Origin of the sequence: Paenibacillus sp. FSL R5-0473, assembly GCF_038004565.1 — a bacterium.
Classification (GTDB): domain Bacteria; phylum Bacillota; class Bacilli; order Paenibacillales; family Paenibacillaceae; genus Paenibacillus; species Paenibacillus amylolyticus.
This window is the reverse complement of record NZ_JBBORL010000002.1, coordinates 201,913-221,892: the sequence shown is the minus strand read 5'-3', so window position 1 is coordinate 221,892 and position 19,980 is coordinate 201,913. Positions and strand designations below refer to the sequence as shown.

Genomic DNA, 19,980 nt, shown 5'->3' with positions numbered 1-19,980 from the left:
TCTTTATGTATCATTGAATGAAACAAACGAACGCAAAAAGGGGCCATTGGATTGTTATCCAATGACCCCGGGTTCTTCCACGTAGGTGTCCATATTATTCAATTAAGTTAATTATATAGAATAACTGGAACTAATTCAATGATTTTTATTGTAGTATCCTTTACATAATCAGCAGGTGGTTATTTATCCATCTTCTGAACTTCTCACATGTGTTCAGTTCAACAAATGTTGCTCACTTAAATGAAGAGCAGCAATAATATCTAAAGGTTTTTCAATATCTCCGATTTTAAATCTAGTATCTCCACTTGGTAGTATCCTCTCTTGCATTGATTTAAAGGATAATCCAACGACCATAAATTCTCCTGGGTACATACCGATAAAACGACTTGGAATACGTGTTTCCATTAACATAAATTACTCCTCCATTAATCATTTTGAAAAAAAAGAAGCACCTACAAATTAGGATAATCCTAATCAGCGGTGCTTCCGGCTGTCGTATCTATTCATTTAATAAAAATTATTATAACAGAAAACACTAAAATATAGAACATATTACTAAGAACGTGACTGTTTTACTTGAGTGCTTTGAATCTATCACTGATATTAACCATCTAAAAAGTTAGGATCGTTTTTTTTCTTTTGATGAACTGGAACATGTTCCTTACAGACTGTATTGTTCCAGCGCACTATCTTTAGATAGTCTAAATCATCTTGTGAGAGCACAACGCCACATTTAAGGCAGTATTTCACTTCAATATTGCCCGTATCTGATAGACTATGTCCTTCAGATTGATCTTCCAAGCTTCTAAGTCCAACTCCTGGATTTTCCGCCCATTTACGATAGGGTGCTAAATCTTGATGTCCTACTGCAAAATAATCTGCAGCATCTCGAAAAGCGTCACTTACCGCTGAACGAATAGATTCCCTATAGAATTGAATTTTTTTATTACTTTTATCCCGTTCTAGAACTGCAAATCCTTGTCCTTCAGAACTTGAATTCAGAATGTTCAAGACACCGCGCATTTCAATTTCATCCGTATCCTCATGGTAGATGGGTTTATCAGTAGTAATTCTCCAAGACCAATATGGTCCAGCAGCTGACCTTACCTTATATTGGATGGGATGTACAGGAATATACGCGCTGCGTGGATTTGCATTCTTGAATTCGACCGTTTTAGGAGGAAATGGTGCAGCTAATTTAAACATAATTTCAGCGTGAATTTTCTCTATTTCTTCTCTAGATAAGTTATTCAACATTGATATCAATCCCAATATAAAGATAGTAGAATCATTTATCCAAATCATATCATAATTGATGCATCAAAAAAATCATCACTATCCTTACGGGATTGGTTCTAATCACGTATGTCTACTAATTAGTAAGCAAAAAACGAGGAAATACCCTCTTTCTTTGAACAATACGTATGAAAAGTATGGATTCTACATTAATCGGTATCATGAACTCAAAAGTTTCAGCGAGAGTTTCACTAGGATTAAGATTTAACTATCACTCTGAGAAGCTGGGCATAGTTAGAGATTCATAAATCTTCTTGAGATATCCCACCAGGTACAATTTTTTAGATTAATTTCATCTATAAGCTTGGAAGTAATTTAGGAATAAGTAATACTACTCCCAATGTGAGTGGCGAAAACATTACGAGTCCAACACCCATTCTCTTTCTTCCTGGATTTTTCGCAGCCATCAAACGAACAAAAATACCGATATAAAACATCGTTCCCGTTACAGGAATGGCAATCCATTTAAGCCCATTGAAAATGATCGAGCCGAATGGCATGGTTGAATCGACAAGTTGCTTTACTGATTGTCCAGTAGAGGTTTGGTTGGGTGCGTCCCCTACGAATGTATGAACAATCGCCGGTACGTATGCAATGAGGAAAGTTCCGAAACCAAACGCAATCACAAAAAGCAGGCCTCTTCGTTTTCGAATTGGGTTTTTCCCGGCAGTCAGTAAAAGTATAAATCCAAGTCCAAATAAACAAGCAAAAACAGGAATCCCTACAATCTGAGCTAGTCGAATAACTTGGAAGACAGATTGCATTATATTCTCATGCATAATGAAATTCTCCACCTTTCAAAGGCTGTTATTCATGGGTGTTTTGAATAATCATCTCAATATCATCTACTTTCCAGCCATCTCCACGTCCTTCATCCACAAGAACTGTCCTCATGACAATTGTTTGCACACTTCCTATCTCATTGAATTCTGTAGTAAGTGAAAACTTATTTAAGACTTCAGTATGATTTTTATCAGAAGAAGGATCATGTTGTAAATAAGCTTTCATGTCACTTACCGTTGAATGAACTTCACTATCAGGAGGCAGTTCTATTCCTGAAGGAAATGTAGATCTATATCCCTTCTCAGTTGTATAAGGTCTTATAGCTTTATAACGTTGATTTGTCGTTTCAAAGTTAAAGAATCCTTCGACAAATAGCCTATTCTGTTGCATGATTGTCTGTTCTTTCATTTTTTCTTGGTTGAGACTACTGGTGTAAGCCAACGAGCCAATACCTACTCCGCCTAATAGGACAATTGCTAACCATACTGCATAAAAACTTCTTTTTGTCATGGTTTTTAAATTACTCCTTTCGGTAGTATTATTTTTCAACAAGACGACGATATCCGAAGAAAGGTATCTTTCTCCAACGGTGCATAGTATCAATACTTACGCCATACGTACTTCCTGAATTGATAAACTTGCCATCTCCAAGATACATGCCTATGTGTGAAGGACCCGCCTTATAGGTAGACCAAAACACAAAATCCCCTGGTCTGGCGTCTTCGGCTCTTATTTCAACTGTTTTATCATATTGATTTCTTGTAGAGCCCGACAAATCGACTCCGATTTGCCTAAAAGCAAATTCTATAAGACCTGAACAATCAATACCTTTTCCGAATGGATCTCTTCCACCATATAAGTATGGATGCCCGAGATATTTAGTCATAACGTCTAGTACCTCTTGTACATCAAATATCTGGCCATCATTAGGAACTTTTATGACCGTACTTGTTGCATTATAGTATCTCATCACGTTATCTACATAATTGGGATCACCATATCCCTTTGAGCCACTTATCTCTCGCATCATTAAACTGAACCCTAATGCATTTTCCTTAGAATATCCACCAGCGTTTAGTGCATATTTAACGTAACCTAAACCATAGTTATACGCTTGGAGTGCTATTTCCACATCTCCCCCAGCAGCTTTATATACTGTTGAGAAGTGATCTACCCCTACTTTGATTGATAATTCAGGATCGGTAATATAATTACGTGGTTTCCCAATTGATTCGGAAGATTGCATAACATCTAGCAATTTGCCTCCAGACTCCTGCATGATCATGGCTAGCAGCAACTGAGTATGTTCCTCTAACCCTACCATTGCTAGATACTTCCTTACTATAGGTTCATATCTCAAGACCACAGCAGGAACTGAAGCTGTGCCTGGCAACCAATTACCACTATAGTTCGCTGATGCCTTACCTCCATATAAAGCAGGATTCCAATCAGGATCAGCAACGGATATAAACTCATAGAATAATTTCATATCATCTTTATCTACCCCGAGGTTAATTAGTATTTGCTGGAACTTTTCACCATCAACCACAAAGTCCGGGACATAGCGATCATCGACAGTAGTATGATCATATTGCTGATAGGTGGTCGTAGTACAATCACCACTAGTACTTGTACCCACAAGATCCCATTGATCTGTTATTGTCGTTGTACCCCCAGGATAGTACAACTTCAGGGGCTTAATATTCATATGGCCGTAATCCAATGTAATATCTGATAGCACATCATGTGCTTTTCTGGTGCTTTCTGATCGAGTCTCTTCAGTTGTCGTATGTGTAGATGAGTTACCTTCTCCATCTGTAGTTGTAACCGTACACGCTACAATAGATTTTGTTCTTTCCTTATCATCGGAGACTGTAGTATAAGAAAATGAGGGTTGAAAGCTCTTAATCAATTCTTCGGGTTTATAATCAGATAGTTCAACTTTCTTTTCATTTACCATGATTTCATAGCGAACAAGAGATGCAGGTATGCCCCAACTCGGTTTTACAGTCTTCACAACTTGATTAAGCCAGTTTTTATCTGCTTCAATCCCCCAAAGTTCAGCAACTGTTTTATCAGCTGCAGATTTGAACTCTTTTTCATATTTTACATCCGCCGCATGTTGCTCTTCACTACGAGCATTCCCACCTAAAAACCAGTCCGCAAATGGAATGGCAGAGAGGGCAGCTAAAGTAAGAAGAATAGCTAAGATTATTACCAATCCCCAAGGGCCTATCAATGAGACAATAAGCTTCCCAATCGATAATACAAGCTGTTTCAAGAATTTCATGAGTAGTTTTTTTAGGTACTTCCCCGCTTTTCCTACCGCTTTAGAGGCTACTTTTGTACCGCCTTTTTTTAATGCTCCCCCTGCTTGTCCAGCAGCTTGACCGCCTATCTCATTCGCACTCAATTTCTCACCCCACAATCGCAAGAGGATATCTCCTACGAGACATCCTCAATACCCACCAAATTTGATTAAGATATATCACTTGTTCTATTTCCCTTGTTATATGCACCTGATTGAGCCCATGCAACTCGACTAGCACCTTGCATTAGATTCCTACCGGTTGCTCGCGTAGCTTGCGGTATCTTTCCAACCATATCAGCCACTTTGTCATCTCCACCTGCTTTGCCTGGTTGTTTATGATTGAAGTAATCTTCAGGATTAAGTCTTCGCATGTCAAACGTGTTGTCGGAGTATAGCTTTTGGCCACCACTGTCAGCAATATAAGCCTCACTGCTTCTTCCAAGATCCGCTGTTGATCCACTCATCCCAACTAATGCTCTCTCAGTTCGTGGCCTCACATTGACCGGACTAACAGTACTCGGGTGTTCAATAGATCGCATATATGAACCGTTCTCTTGACGATTCCATTGGCCGTCTTGTTTCGGATTACGCATCTGATAATCTACCATTCGTTGTTGACCCGTTTTGAGAGAAGCATCACCTGCACCATAGCCCCCAATTTTCTCCCATTTTCCAGTTGACTGGTCCTTGGCTTCATACCAGGAGCGGTCATTCGTTTGGTTCCATCGAGCTTGACTCCCACTGAAACGTGGATCTTCAGAGAGACTATTTAATGTCATCCCACGTGGACTCATCGTTCCATCAGCTCGCATTCCACTTCCAGAATCAAATGCTCTTTGACGGCTTACACCTGACAACATTTGTCCCATAGATTTACCAGCTGTTCCAAACTTATTGCCAAGCGTACCACCGATTGCTCCTCCGAGTGGGCCGGCTACCGACATTCCAATCGCAGCACCTATACCACCTGCAAGCATCCCAGTAGACTCGCCAAGATTACCCATCAACTGACGTCGCTCTGCGAGATCATTCCATTTCTCTTTCACATTTGACATTTTCCATCCAGAAGAAGTTCCGTCTGGATTTTGTCCTTGACCCGCGTTCCGAATTGTACTGTATGCGCCATGTAAACCTTTAGCTGAATTTCGAGTACCTTGCAAAACACCGGTTGCTAGCTTAGATCCCACTGCAGCACCAGCTGCCACACCAGCGCCCCCAAATGGCAAACCTACAGTACCCCCTAAAATCCCGCCAGTTATTGAGCCAGCCTTTTTGATTTTGTTAAACGCCGATCCACCCGCTGCAGCCTTACTTAAAGTAGATGCACCGACATCGTTCCCCATAGAAACTTCAGATCCGCCTGGCGATTCCGTTCCCCCACCTGTTGAACCTGTGGTGTTTGTGGTACGCCCTTTTCCGGACATATTCATGACACCTTTAGATAACATCATGGCTCCGCCGATAGCCCCCAAGCCCATAGCATTCGCAGCTCGACCTACAGAAGAACTCGAGTCTCCGAGGTTAAGCCACTTACTTACCATGCCGGTTATAGGAACAAACATAATGATCATGCCAAGTTTAAATATCATTGGGCCCATCCCAGAACCTAAATTACCTGCCATTTGGACGAAAACGAATAGAATAATCGCATGAATAGCCGGTAGAAAGATATTTCCGCACAATTCTTTAATATAGGTACCAAAAAATGAACGCGTTTTTGCAAATAACAAACTGTAGGCTGCAAAAGGCGACATCACACAAAGGAGAACAATGATTATTTTTCGGGCAATGTAAATAAAGTTAAGATATGCTGAAAGGCCCCACTCTGCTAAGAATACAAAGAGATCTCCCATCTTAAATGAGTATGCACCATCATTTGTAGCGGTTGCGATAATAGAAACTCCATCTAGAGGTTTTCCTAGCCCTTTAAGTGTAGAACCCACGCCTTGTACAATTCCCCAATTCAGTGCCATCAACGTATGGAATAACATCCAGAAAAGACCCATAAAAAACGCGGATGCTACATACATGTGGATATCTTTCCAGAAATCTTCTTTCGACTGAGGACTGTGTGCTTTCATTCCAAACTTTAAACTGGACATCATGATCGCTAGCATCAAAATGGTTGCATAGACTCCTGAAAACGTAGCAATTAGTGGATTGATGACATGATCCATTTCAGATTGATAAAAGATGCCATCAACAAGCTCGTCTTTTTCATTTTCACCGAATCCCCATGTCTTGTAGGGATTACCAAACACCAAGTTTTGGATGCTATTAATACCAGGTATCTTAAATAGATTGTTGGCTTGTCCGATAATAAAACCGTTCATTAGGTTCGCATCATCTTCTGCTTTGTCTAACATTTCTTGCGTTTTCTCTCCGACCAGAGCTCCACTGTTATCTCCGCCACTACCGAGTTCTTCAGGGCTGAAAGAAACATCTGAACTTGTCCCATCGGTTGTACTTAAAGGTGTTGCTCCACTACTTTTGCTTGTCGATGCAGCCACGGTTTCTGACGTAGTATTCGTTGATCCGCAACCCGCAAGCAACATTACTAAACACAATAATGCCAGTAGCAGATTCGAACGGTTCATCACGCCACACCACCTGCCGGTATATGAGTTTTATCTTCAAGCCAACCTATCATGTCTTCACGAGTTGTCTTTTTCTTCATCGGAACTTCGACGTTTTGGTTCGTATTCAGGTATACCCATTCTTCAGGAGTCGGTTCAGATTGGAATGAAACGATCTGTTTACCGGCTTTCATGAGCACTTGACCAGTTGAAGATGTCCTGATGAGATTACCAACATCTTCTGAAAGCCTGAAAGTATTGAGTATCGGGGAAATATCTTGATCACTTTGTCTCAAGAAGCAAACCGTATCAAACTGAGCCACGACATCTCTAGCGGCTTCTGTTCGCTCAAACATTTCATATCGTTGAGACACTAAAGTAAGAGATACATTCCATTTCCGTCCTCTGGCAGAAAGGATTTTAAGCCACTCCATCATGGATGCATACTTGATCATCATCCATGCTTCGTCACAAATAACCCGCTTTTTCACTTTCGGATTAGAAACGATGAATCTACTCCACACCCAAGTCATAAGAACGTGTTGAGCTAAAGGTCTTTCTATACCATTACTTGAAAGTTTACTAATATCAAAAGTAACCACAGGTGCGTCATCCAGAGAGACATTATTTTCGGATATAATTCTGGTTTGGCCATCGAACATACCAAATGCTTTGTTTCTCGTGAATAGTTTTACTACGTTACACAGTTCACGGAGCTCCTCACCATAATCATTCTTAGCCTCATGTAGAAGTGCATCATACACATTAGTGATCGTCGGCATTTCAATTAACTTTTTGCGGTACGTAATAGAGCCAAAGTCATCAATATGTTCAATTTGTTCGTAAATAGAGTCTGGATCCTCCGTTATCCCTCGAGAGAGATATAATTCTTCCAAAATATCATTTAAGACTCCGATTTCAACAGCGGTTAGGCCCCTATTATCTGGCGTCAATGATTCCTTCATGACTTTGAAGAATTCAAGAGCTTCTTTGACCTTCTCATTCAAGTTAATTTTCTCATCAATAAACTCATCTTCTGTGCCTTTGTTCTTGATCTCTTTTTCAGGGAAAATATCGAGTGGATTAATTCGACTAACATCATCTTCTTTGGATGGATAGATCGGAACGACCACTCCACCAAGAGCATACGTTAATTCACGATACTCCGGTTCCACATCGATAATGACGTTTTTCATAATACCGTCCATGTAGCCCCGCGCAATAATCTGCTTTACCAACACGGATTTACCTGACCCGGACACTCCAAAAATGCCAAGGGAATAGTTATTTAATGATGCATCAAAGTTGTTATAGTAAACATAATCACGACCATAGCGACCAATAGGGAATCCACCTTGATGATTCAATTTAGATGATGCGTGAGGAAAAATGGCCGTTAGCGCAAGCTGATCCAAATTGCGATCAGATTTAGAAAGATAGTTTCTTCCCAGTGGCATACATGAAAGAAAAGCCTCTTTCTGTCGATCAAAAGCACTTATGATTTCAATAGATTCACCGGATACAGCATTGTCCACTTCCACACACTTCGCGTTAAGCTCATCCAAAGAATTTGCGTAGACACTTGCTTGAATGGATACATAATAAAGCCCATTTTGATTGCTCTTTATCTGACGTTGAAGGAATTTTGTATCATCGCGCTTCTGAACGGAATCATCAATTTTGGCTTGATCATTTCGATTTGCAGCAGAATAAATAACTGTATCTAGTTCGTCAATTTTATCTTGAAGCTTCTTGATCGCAACGTTGCGATCAATTGGTTCGATATGTACGGAACAATCCAAATCGTCCCCACTAAAGAGTGCTTCGAGCCACCCTATTCGAACCGTACGTGGGTAACCACTCGGTTTAACAAAAAAGGACCTTCCATATTTCAGATTCCCAAGTCCCGTTTTCAAAGTGAAATAATCACTCTCAAAATGAGCTCCATCATTCAACATATTGTCAACGATAGAGGGGAATGAAAGTGGTATATCATCTTTACTGCCTTTGCGCACATCATCAATTTGCAACTTCGATGAGTCCTCTTGCTTCTTTTTCAGACGCTTGAACATAGTCTCGCACTTCCTCCACTTCATATACTAGATCTTCAAATCCAGGCATGGTAGTAACGTCGACAGTAATATACGAAGATAGCTTTTCTCTTCCATGTGTAACCAAATCATCGATCGGATTCAATACCATTCGATCCCGGTTTAGTGCTCTTTTCATTACTTCCATAGCAGAGAGGGAATCTAACAATTCCGCGTGTATTTCGCATTGTCTTAACATTCCTACTACGGTTGCCGCACGTTGATATAATTCATTTCGAATCATTTCTTCGCGTTGTTCGGGTTTGAGCGCTCCCATCTTACTAGGCAATGGGACGTAGGTGATCACATAATACACTTTTCGAGATATTCGAAATTCTTTTTCGGATTTGTTCTTGATATGATTAATTACTTTTGTGTTGTAATCCATAGTTTGTGCATTACATTTTTCTAAGTTAGATTTCCAACGGTTCTCTTCTTTCCGTAGATCCTGCCTAACGGCTTGCCCTAAAATCTGAATTGGGAATCGAACAACTCTGAATAAACTGCTGTATCCCAGAATTGTGGATTGGCGAGCTTGAGCACTCAAAAGATCATAATTGACAGAATCTGTAGAGACGATCAGGCAATATTCGTTATTTCGCTTAACAAAGATGCCTTGTTTAATATCCTCAATCCCGATCAGATCCTTCATGTCCTGCCGATCTTTTTTGAGTTGCTTCTCCTCGTGTTTATTGAGGTTCTTTTTTTGATGCTCTACGGATCCAGCACTCACTTCCTCAAGATGCTGTTTTCTTTGCCATCCAATAATAGGTTCATTCTTGTCCATCCTCTTTTTTGCAATCATTAGGAATACCAGCATTAGTGCCAGGAATCCCATCATGCAAAAAATAAAAATCTGCATTTAAGGTCCTTCTTTCGTTTAGTTATGTGTGAACGTTTTTTGAGAGCGTAGAAACTTAATCCTAGAAACGACAAACTCACTCGCATATTGCTCATGTTTATCGAACTTAAAAAATGCAAAGAAAGCTGCAATGGCACCTAGGATAACAAATAAAATCAACTTTCCTATCCACTCTGCACCGCCATCCAAAAAGGGAAGCCCCCCGAAGATGAAAAAGACTCCGCAAAACACGAGTGTAGGAAATATAATTAAAAATTGTCGAATCGACAAGACAGCCAAAATTGATTTTTCCTCTTGAGTGATATCAATCGGTACGACTATTTCATTGTTCATACTCAACCCCCTAGTGAATGAGAAACGGTCACCGTTACCTATATGATTTCAGACATATAGCGTCCTCATATCCGGTATTGTGACCATTGCTCAGTGCTTAACTTCTACTTCGCTGAATTTGATAAGCCCGCAATAACATCCGCGAAGGTTGCGGCACCGAAGAAGACAAATGCCCCCGCAGCACAGCCCAACAAAGCTTTCCAATAAGTTGCTGCCTTTTGAGGGTTAAGCGAACCAAAGATAATCATCACTGCATAGTACATGACAGCCAGTACAAAACATGTGCCCCCTACGCCTCCAAAAATTTGTACAATCAACTTGAGAGGTTTGTTAACCTTATCGACATTAGCTTTTTGAGTTCCATTGGGATTATACATAGTCCCGTCTTTTAGATCTGAGTCTATTACAGAGCCATTGGCACTCGCGCTATCATGAACTACAAGACCGAATACTGGAAATAGAGCGAACACAAGTGCTAAGGTTAATACAATTTTTTTTAACAAGATAATTCTCCTTTCGCTTATAAGCGGTGTTAACATATTTGTTTTAAAACATGTGTTACTGAGTTAAACTCAATTTGTAATCACAATCTAACGTACATTCCCCCTTTTTTGGGAACAAAAAAAAGCACCGCCAAACCTTTGGAATTGATCCAAGGTAGGCGGTGCTTCCGCTTGTCAGTATTAAGTTAGTTAAAGAATAATCTACTATGATTATCCTTATTAAGAGCTTTAATGTCAAGAGATGTTTTAATATCTTGCATGGTGTATCCCTCGTTCTACAATAAGTTCACCATCAGCATACTCCCCATTCTCCTCAACCGAATAATTAACTAGAATAGTCGCATGATCAATCGGTTCATTTTCTTTCAGTACAGAATCGAGAATCATCACCAATGTCTTAAGACCTTTTCGGCTCATTCCAATAGGAGTAGAACTTTCCGCTTTACCCGTACACACATCGATAGTCTTAGGACTTAGGACCTTCTTCTCTAAAACATGATTAATGGCTAGGCGTCCGCTTCGTACGGAGAACTTCAAAGAACCTTCTTTCTTTTTTGACATCACTAATGGGTAACATTCCACTAATATAGCAGCCTTGATCTCTTCTACTAGTATACTATTGTCAAGTGGCTTATTCATTACCTCGCTAATACCACCGGTTCTTGCAAATTGTTTTGACATCTTCAACGCCTCCACTAAATGTATATGTTATAGGTCAAAAGATTTAAAATATAAAAAAATAGTGCAAATATGAATCTATTGTAAAAATTATGTATATAAATATTTCGATTTCACTTTTTCATATGGGTAAATATGTGAAACTTCATATGAATGAAATCATTTTACACTCCTGCTAGAATATTGTCGATATGAATTTGCGAAATATTAGGAACTTTGACTTATGACAGTGTGTATCTCCGCTTTCTCAAACAACCAATAGTCATATGTACCTATCGGATATATGAGAAAGCGGAGAGCGTTTAAACTCCCACTGTTATTAGTCTTTTGTGAGCATTCGTTTCCAGATCAATAAATTTGTTTGCACAAAACAAGTTCGATTTAACAAATGAGCCTTCTACAAGGTAAGCACCCTCCATTTCAGGCATTCCCTGAATCTGGATTTGTTGTTCTGCATATTGTAGTATTGTGACGCCGTTTATTTGGAATAATCTCCCCATCATCACATCGTATTCCCCAGTCGCACCTAACGCAGGGGTCGTTGATATCTTATCTACGAGCTCTGATCCATATTTATCTCTCAAAGCCCAATATTCACGTAGTCCAATAGGGAAATTTGAGCGATTCACAACCAATTTTGCATTGATTGACTCAGCACTTAACTGTTCATTTCTGGTATCAACCGAATGAACTTTCTCTTTAAATTCCTGAGAAATATACGTTGATTCAATTTCATCACTGATACCACTACTCGCTTTAGATTTCCCTTCCAGCATTAATTCACTTTTCTCATCAATTGCTTTAAACAGTTCCTCCAAAGAGTGATTGAGAGCTTCAGGTAGCTCTGACACTTGAAAGACACGTGATTTATTTTTCAATTTAGTATGATTCCCCTCATATTTTGATTAGGTTAATTTAACTTCAGAGTTCCTCTATCTTAAGTTATGTGTTGTTTATCAAAAGTTACTACTCTTTTAATAATTCACCTTTGAACTCAGGGGGGGTAAGATCTATAAATCAGGATAACTGGGTTTATTGACATAGAACGAAAATTAATTAAGTCCTGATTAATTAGAGGAAGAGTTGTTCTGTTAAGTCGAAAAACCAACATTTTTATGTATAGCATAAAAAACACCTATAGTGGGTTATCCGAAGAGTAAACTCCACCAAAGGTGTTTAGAAATAAGGTACATATATAATAAAAACCCTATAAGTACATAGAAGTATCCAAATGATACTTAAGCACCTAAAGGGTGTATTTAGACATAGATATTCCAATAAATAATTCAAAGTTAGAATGACCTGCTTGCCTCATGGCTCAGGTAATAGAATAATTAAACAATTGATATAGTTCTATAATACCAAATATAAATCGACTCGACAACACCATAAACGAAAAGAACAGAAAAAAACGAGTTCCTAAGCCACTACTTTGAAGTGCATTCTAGAATGAACATGCGTAACCTTAACCGAATCGTAGAATGTGTCGTACGAATGAAGGCTAGCCAGTAGTTGAACGTTAAAATCTACTGACCCGAGAGTCTAAGGCAGTTAGGCCTAACCAGAATTGGGTGACCATCGTTGCACAATACCAAGCTGGTGAGCGCAGGTAGTATCGTTAAATCGTGTTGAATAACGAGATTGTCGCCTACTACATCGGAGAATAAAAACGAAAATGAGCTTATACATCACAGACTTTGCTAACGCATATACCAATCAAATAGACATAACTATAATGGTCTTTCACAGCGACCAAAGATTCCAGTACGTATCCTCACGTTTACTACGACATGCTACTATGTCACGTCCGAATAAATGCATGGTCAATGCATCCATAGTGAGCTTCATCTCGCATCCCAAAACGGAAGGGCTCCTCTACATCTACAACCGGAGACGACTGCAGCATAAATTAAATAAACTGGCGCCGGTTGAGCACCGGCGCCAGTTTGGTATTTTTTAATTGTCCTCTAAGTGTGCTATTGACCACTTCATACTGGGACCTTTACAAACACATGTAATAATCTGAGTAACTCAGTCATCTCTAGCATTCGCTCTTGTCGGGTTATTATAGAACACTAGAGTTCTATAAGGATCGAATTTTCTTTCCCTATTTCCGTTTCTGTTCCAGTATCCGGTAATCCGAACATCTCATGATCAGCAAACTTTTCAGAAACAGGTTTTTTTGCTACAAAAGAGGTAAACTTTGTTCCTGGAGCTTTAGCAGCATAAGCCTCTGCCTTCCCCTGGAAGGTCATGATAATCTTCTTCACTTGACTCAAATCCACGCCCTCATTAAGTACAAGACCGCCTCGATCCTCTCCAGGTACCTCTATCGACCATACTGACAATAAACCTGGCATAATTCTGCTAGTCCCGTCACCCACAGCACCACCAGACTCATTCCGAATGAGTTCCTTCGGTTCTATATCACCTGTTGCACCTCGATCCGGAGTTACTTCATATTCAAAGAATCCGTGGCTCTTGTTGTGTACAAAGTCAAAACGTTGGCCATACGAATCAAGAAATGTTGAATGACCAGAGTGAGTATATTCAATGTGAATGCTTCCTGCGGCATTCCGTGCACCAGGTATCTGAATGTGGCAGTCACTAACCATCATGTGAGCTTTACCTGCAATTCTCTCCCGAATGAGTTGGTTATCCAGTGTCAAGGGGAAGAATGCCGTTCCATGTGCTCGCAGCGTTTCAAATTGCTCTGGGAAAGATGCTTCGTTAAAGATAACCGTTACGTTTTTGAATGGTTGCACCGGATTTTCTGAAGCATTTAGTGCGTTTGTCAACTTAACGGTTATATCGGCATGAATACGACTAAGCTCGGCAACGTGGCTATCTTGAACAAACGGGAACAGCTCTTGGCTCAGGACCATATAGCGATATGCTTGGTATTCTTGATACAGGAAATCTGTTAATGCCAGCTTTAAGCCGTTGTACAGGTCGAAAATATACGTATGGAACAGTGGCAAGCCCGCATCCACGTCATCTCCCATTACCTGCTTGATTCGGTCTTGATCTGCACGTCGTTGTGCCATTTCAGCAAATAGTTTTGCTTCCTCCAGGTGTTTAGCTGTCACTGCTTGTTTTTTGCGTTGGTATTCTTCAACGACGTTGAGATATTGATTAAAGGCCTTACGATATTCTTCCACTTTATCTTCCGGCATTTGATCATAAACCGGTTTTAACATCTCTTCGAATTTCTCACGTGACATGGCAAGCATGGATGAAGAATATCCAAAGGAATCACGTGCTTCTTGCATTTGCCCCATCAGATTGTAAATCTCTATTCCATCCTTTATAATTGCTAACCCCGAAGAAGCAGCGGTAGTCACATTTTTAATGGATTTAGAAAGTTCCTCTTCTTTTTTCTTTTTTTCTTTTTCTACCGTTTTGGCGTTTTTGAACGTATCGTCTATCACAATGGTCTTTCCTGTACCCCAGTAGTTGCTCATTGCTGATGCTATGGCACCGCCTGTTTTGAGCGCCGTTAGGGCAGGGGTTACATTGGTAACCAGCGCTACGCCATTCACTATCAAATCAAATGTAGCCTTCAGGGTGGACAAAGCAAGTTTCTTCCGTAGCGCTTCTACAAATTCTTCAGCCACTTTCTGGAGCGACTTCTCTTTTGAAAGTATATCTTCATATAACTTGTCTGCTTCTATTTCCAAGCGTGCCCGCTCTTTAATTGAATCTTGCCTTTGACCCTCTATATCATTAATTCGATTTACTGCAACGGAAATGGCATCGGTTAATACTTTTAAGCGCCCTCTTTGATCGTTCTCAGCCAAGATGTAATCACGATATAACGTTTCAGCTTGTTGAGCTGCGTTTATCAGATTGACACCCAAGTCTTGATATTTATTTAGAGGCATCAGAGGCACCCAGTTCCATGGATGGCTAAAATAGTCTAGACCCTGTCCCAACTGTGTAATAAGGATCATCGCTTTATTTCGTAGTGCTAGCCACTGAATGGAAGCGTCCAGCATATCGCTTTGGAATTCGGAATAGGTACTTTGAGCTCGTACCTCATTAAACCAGGACTCATTCGGTATTGTCTGTTGCAGCCAGTTTAGTAAATCGGCAGCCTCTTCGAGTTTCTCCTCACTCCCAGACAGATAAGCCAATCCTGCCTTATGTAAGGTTAATGTTTGACGTTCAAGTGAGGCACTTAAGCCAGTTTCTAAATCTACAGGAGATAGTCTCTTATATATTTCCGTATCGGCGATTTTCGCTCCATAAAATTGACTATATCCAATCTGTGCAATAATGGATTGAGCAGGTTTACCATCAATTGCATGTTCTGCGCTGATCCCTACTGTGCCATTTACGCCGTCCTTTCCATTAGCGGATCTCTTCGTACTGCTGCGCTTTGTAACGCTTGATTTCTTCCCTACCGAGACTGTCTCCAGTTGAAGGCCACCTATGCCTCCCGGACATCCAGCTCCTGCTTTTCCGGGCAAGGTTGGCGCTCCAGCGATACCCACTTTCGTTTCCATCGTTACTCTCTGCTCTTCGCTTGAAACCACATATCCAATAAAAATATGTCCAGCGTCTCCACCATTCCCGGACCTTCCTGCGTTACCACCGTCTCCTCCATTACCTCCATCGCCACCCGATGTGGAATGATCATTAAACCAGAATATATGGGTTTCGCCATCTCTTCCATCATCTCCTGGCCGGCCATCCATCCCGTCTCCTCCGTCTTGCCCGCGACCTCCATTACTTCCATTTGCTGAGAGATTCAATTCTCCTTTTAGATTGAAGCGCTCTGCTGTCAGTACAAGATGCCCGCCGGCCATCCCATTGGCTCCACTGGAACCGTCATGACCCTTTCCGCCATCGTCTCCACTTTTGATCGCTTTGATGCCGGAATCGGCCTTTGGTTCTTGTACGAAGTCCTGATCCGGAGGAACGGGTAATCCAGACGTACTAATAGATATGTTTCCATGGGAAGAAATAACTCTCGCATTTATTATTAGATTACGCCCAGGCAAACGTATCGATCCATCCAGATGGACGGTATCTGCCTGAACCCAGTAGTGAGCTGTAGCATCCGAAAAGTAATCTTGCTTTAAGATTAAATCGGAAGCTGTTAGATAAATAAAATCTTCTTTTTTTCCCCGCTGAACATTGGAATACAATGACTGAGTTTTGACTTCTGCAACTCCCATTTCTGGTTCCTCCTCTTAGGTCTTGATAATTATTAATTCATCTTTATGTAATCCAAAAGTTCTATTTAATAACTTCTGAAAAGTGATAATTATCACTTTATACCTAATTATAAGTTAATTTTATCCATAAATATATATTTTTTTTGATGATTTTCGACTTTTATTTTCATAATATGCTTTTTATATAATGTTGTTTTCTTACATCACTGAATGCTTTAATCATGACTTATTCCTTAACATGTATTATGCATATCTCTTTAATAGTTATGGTGCGATGATCACTTTACACAGCATGTTGAAATTAAAACAACACAACTACATGAAAAATTTATGTACAACGTTATTATCTCACTGCCAATTAAATGTCCATGTTGTCTTTATCTTTTTTCTATCCCACAATAAAGAGCCGTCCACAAGTAGTTAGTTCAATGTCGAAATAGAAAGAATATATTGCTGAAATAAACCTCCTCCAAAAAATAAAAAACCACGTCTTGTTGAAGTGACCCCGTAAAGTTAGACAGATTATCTCTTTAAGCAACTTGTTGGGCATGAATCCGGTACCGTACCGGACTCATGCCTTTTAGTTTTGCCTTAATGCGTTTGTTGTTGTAATAATCAATGTATTTGGATAGTTCTTGTTTAAAATATGAGATATTTTCAAATTGCTTTAAATACAAAAACTCGGATTTCATGATGCCAAAGAAGTTCTCCATGACGGCGTTATCGTAGCAGTTCCCTTTACGGGACATACTTTGCGTGATGCCACGTTTTTCAAGGGCATGACGATATGGTCTCATCTGGTAGTGCCAGCCTTGATCCGAATGAATAAGGAGTTTTCTTCTTTTGTTAAACTGCAAAATGCTTGATCTAACATCGTGGAAACAAGCGAGTAGACCGGTCTTGAACCAATCGTATATGTAATAATTTCTCCGTTATACAGATCAAGTATGGGAGATAAATATAGTTTTTCTCCGATGTCAAAGCTTTCCGTATTTCCACTTGCACGGTTCAAGACACGACTCAAATTCACACACATATATGCTATTGAGAATTCCATGACATGAATGATTCCATCGAAGCGATGGATGCCGATGTTATTTCGATCGAGACGTCCCGCAGTCACGGTGAACTCATTCACAGCTTTGAGTTGAACACGTATAAACTGGGCATTGGACTTGGCGTATATGATATCCATAGCCCACGTGTTCCAAGTGTGGATGAAATGACAAGCATGATCGAACGTGCCTTGCGTGTATTGGATCCTAAACTGTTCTGGATTAATCCGGATTGCGGTCTCAAAACTCGTGGACTCGAAGAAACCATTGCTTCCTTGCGCAACATGGTTGATGCAACCAAGATTCCCCGTGAGAAGCATGTTGCAGCAACGGTTTAAGTTGAATAGATAAAGAATTCAAGAATTCGTTTATAAAAGGCGGACATTCCTATGTTATGGAATGTCCGCCTTTTAAATGAACCAATAAAAACTGAAACTGCCTTTTTGCTCATTTTTGCATATCCGTTCCTTTGAACGAGATCATCGACAATGAATCCATCCAATCCTCGCTCAACCGCAAGTTCAACCGCTCTCAGTTCACACCAATGGCGAGCTCGATGAGCCGGTCAAGAATATTGGCATAAGTCATGCCGCTAGCTTGGAGCATGTTAGGATAGCGGGAATTCGATGTGAAACCAGGTATCGTGTTGACTTCATTGAACACAATTCTTCCGTCAGTGTCCAGGAACATATCTACTCGCGCAAACCCTCTGCATCCAAGCGTTTTATAAATAGTCAGAGCGCTCTCTTTAACCTTCATTGCAGTATCCTCATCAATACGGGCTGGCAAGTGAATCTTCGAACTCAACAAGGAGTACTTTTCCGAATAATCAAAAAAGTGTCCCTGCAATTCAATTTCATCAATAACGCCGATTATGGGATCAGAATTGCCCAATACAGCACACCCCACTTCAAAACCGTTGATATTTTGCTCAATGACAACTTTACTATCGTGTAAGAAGGCTTGTTCAGTCCCAGTAATCAATTCCTGCCTATTGTTCACCTTCGATATCCCTAAAGATGATCCTGATCTAGCCGGCTTAACAAAGAGAGGGTAACCCAGTGCTTCTACTGCTGATAACACTTTTTCCATCCGTTCAATTCGATGTATTGTAAGGGAACGCGGTGTATCAATCCCTGCTGCCTGCACCAGTTTATGAGCCAGTTCCTTGTCTATACATAACGCAGAGGATAACATGCCACATCCAACAAACGGTATACCCGACAGTTCCAATAATCCTTGCAAGGTTCCATCCTCACCGTATTTGCCGTGAAGCACTGGAAACACAACATCAATCGGTGTTACATGATATTCCGTATGCACTAGCTCAATGAGTCCTCTGACTTCTCTGCTCGGTGAGAAAAAGGATGGGATACAACTCGGATGCAAATGCCATCGATCATTGCGAATATCCTCAACCGTTCCACTATATCTGAGCCAAGAACCTTGCTGCGTAATTCCAATTAACACAAGATTGTATTTTTCGGTATCCAAATTTTCAATCACTGAAGCAGCCGAACTCAAAGATACGTTATACTCACCTGAACATCCGCCAAACAATACCGCAATCGACTTCTTCTGCATCTTAAAATCCTCCTAAAATGTAATATAATCTATATAATTCCTATTGTTATAACTTAATTGTTGGAGAAAGTCGTAACAATGAATCCTTCACGATTCGTTCCTGATATCCGATAAGAATCACATTTCAAGATCGGGATATGACTAGACGCCTCTTTATCCGCTGGAACATAATATATCTGGATTGTCATGTCCTTTGCTTTAACTGTGAGCTGCTCTCCAGAGTACCGATATTGCTGTACAAAATCGATGTACTCCTCTAAACATAGATTGTTTTCTTCCATGATTTTGGAATGGGGGTATCCTACATATCTAAAATGCCATGGCTCATACGCAATACGAGTGATTGATTCTTTTTCTTGCTTATATCGAAGAATAAAACCGAATTGTATGGCATGTTGTCTGAAGGACCTGTATATGCCCGTGTCAGGAAAGGAAGGTGCAATAAAATCGATATTCGATTTCAATTTACCGACATCGATAGCCAACCCTGTTTGGTGCTCACTCTGGTCAGGCAAGGCTACGTATTTGGAAGTATATTCTGGTCCCTGTTCTATCAAACAATCCTGATAGATTTGGGATTGTTCTTCTTTGGTTCGATATGCACTGACAGCGACAATTTCATCCATCCCCCCACAAGCCTTAAGTAGAGCATGAAATTGTTTGAAGCACTGCTTCTCCAGAAGCATCTCCTTATTTAACTTCTTTATTGAAAGTAAGGAATCCAAG

15 protein-coding genes and 2 pseudogenes are annotated in these 19,980 nt (G+C 40.2%); 1 reads left to right on the top strand and 16 read right to left on the bottom strand.

The genetic code is table 11. The annotated features are described in order from the left end of the window. Positions 1–213: 213 nt before the first annotated feature. From MKY28_RS30885 to MKY28_RS30820, 14 genes and pseudogenes are all read right to left on the bottom strand, one after another. Complete coding sequence (locus MKY28_RS30885; protein WP_091037065.1) at positions 214–411, bottom strand: hypothetical protein; 198 nt, start codon at positions 409–411, stop codon at positions 214–216. 192 nt (positions 412–603) lie between these two features. Further along, the gene (locus MKY28_RS30880; protein WP_340938329.1) at positions 604–1,305 is read right to left on the bottom strand and encodes a hypothetical protein; all 702 of its coding nucleotides are present in this window, start codon (positions 1,303–1,305) and stop codon (positions 604–606) included. Positions 1,306–1,592: 287 nt separating this feature from the next. Beyond that, on the bottom strand, positions 1,593–2,060 hold the full coding sequence (locus MKY28_RS30875; protein WP_188310593.1) for a hypothetical protein: 468 nt from the start codon (positions 2,058–2,060) through the stop codon (positions 1,593–1,595). A 43-nt stretch (positions 2,061–2,103) separates the two neighbouring features. After that, positions 2,104–2,589 (bottom strand): hypothetical protein, encoded by a 486-nt coding sequence (locus MKY28_RS30870; RefSeq protein WP_100528083.1) that lies wholly within the window; start codon positions 2,587–2,589, stop codon positions 2,104–2,106. Positions 2,590–2,617: 28 nt separating this feature from the next. Next, the gene (locus MKY28_RS30865; RefSeq protein WP_340938326.1) at positions 2,618–4,513 is read right to left on the bottom strand and encodes a bifunctional lytic transglycosylase/C40 family peptidase; all 1,896 of its coding nucleotides are present in this window, start codon (positions 4,511–4,513) and stop codon (positions 2,618–2,620) included. Between the two features lie 44 nt (positions 4,514–4,557). Then, positions 4,558–6,987, bottom strand: coding sequence for a hypothetical protein (locus MKY28_RS30860; RefSeq protein ID WP_340938324.1), 2,430 nt, complete (start codon positions 6,985–6,987; stop codon positions 4,558–4,560). Further along, positions 6,987–9,038, bottom strand: coding sequence for a VirB4 family type IV secretion system protein (locus MKY28_RS30855; RefSeq protein WP_223200057.1), 2,052 nt, complete (start codon positions 9,036–9,038; stop codon positions 6,987–6,989). Before MKY28_RS30855 ends, MKY28_RS30860 begins: the two co-directional genes overlap by 1 nt. Then, a complete protein-coding gene (locus tag MKY28_RS30850) occupies positions 8,986–9,861 on the bottom strand; it encodes a hypothetical protein (RefSeq protein WP_338709166.1) in 876 nt (291 codons plus the stop codon). Before MKY28_RS30850 ends, MKY28_RS30855 begins: the two co-directional genes overlap by 53 nt. 75 nt (positions 9,862–9,936) lie before the next feature. After that, positions 9,937–10,251, bottom strand: coding sequence for a PrgI family mobile element protein (locus tag MKY28_RS30845; RefSeq protein ID WP_091037044.1), 315 nt, complete (start codon positions 10,249–10,251; stop codon positions 9,937–9,939). 104 nt (positions 10,252–10,355) lie between these two features. Continuing rightward, positions 10,356–10,754: a TrbC/VirB2 family protein gene (locus MKY28_RS30840; protein WP_340938323.1), complete on the bottom strand. Its 399-nt coding sequence runs from the start codon at positions 10,752–10,754 to the stop codon at positions 10,356–10,358. 246 nt (positions 10,755–11,000) lie between these two features. After that, on the bottom strand, positions 11,001–11,435 hold the full coding sequence (locus MKY28_RS30835; RefSeq protein ID WP_340938322.1) for a hypothetical protein: 435 nt from the start codon (positions 11,433–11,435) through the stop codon (positions 11,001–11,003). 299 nt (positions 11,436–11,734) lie between these two features. Beyond that, positions 11,735–12,310 carry a hypothetical protein gene (locus MKY28_RS30830; RefSeq protein ID WP_340938321.1) on the bottom strand — a complete coding sequence of 192 codons (576 nt, stop codon included), beginning with the start codon at positions 12,308–12,310 and terminating at the stop codon, positions 11,735–11,737. 1,197 nt (positions 12,311–13,507) lie between these two features. Then, a complete protein-coding gene (locus tag MKY28_RS30825; protein ID WP_340938319.1) occupies positions 13,508–16,615 on the bottom strand; it encodes a hypothetical protein in 3,108 nt (1,035 codons plus the stop codon). A gap of 530 nt (positions 16,616–17,145) precedes the next feature. Next, a pseudogene (locus MKY28_RS30820) lies at positions 17,146–17,606 on the bottom strand (IS3 family transposase); the annotation flags it as partial. Between MKY28_RS30820 and MKY28_RS30815 the strand changes: the two are divergent. Continuing rightward, positions 17,592–18,008 (top strand): annotated as a pseudogene (locus tag MKY28_RS30815) (5-methyltetrahydropteroyltriglutamate--homocysteine S-methyltransferase); the annotation flags it as partial. The pseudogenes MKY28_RS30820 and MKY28_RS30815 sit on opposite strands and share 15 nt — an antisense overlap. Before the next feature lie 193 nt (positions 18,009–18,201). On the opposite strand, the gene vanG reads toward MKY28_RS30815, so the two are convergent. Together vanG and MKY28_RS30805 are read right to left on the bottom strand one after the other, a co-directional pair. Continuing rightward, on the bottom strand, positions 18,202–19,254 hold the full coding sequence (vanG, locus tag MKY28_RS30810) for a D-alanine--D-serine ligase VanG (protein WP_340938317.1): 1,053 nt from the start codon (positions 19,252–19,254) through the stop codon (positions 18,202–18,204). 53 nt (positions 19,255–19,307) lie between these two features. Next, a complete protein-coding gene (locus tag MKY28_RS30805) occupies positions 19,308–19,940 on the bottom strand; it encodes a D-alanyl-D-alanine carboxypeptidase family protein (protein WP_279303091.1) in 633 nt (210 codons plus the stop codon). Positions 19,941–19,980: the final 40 nt, after the last annotated feature.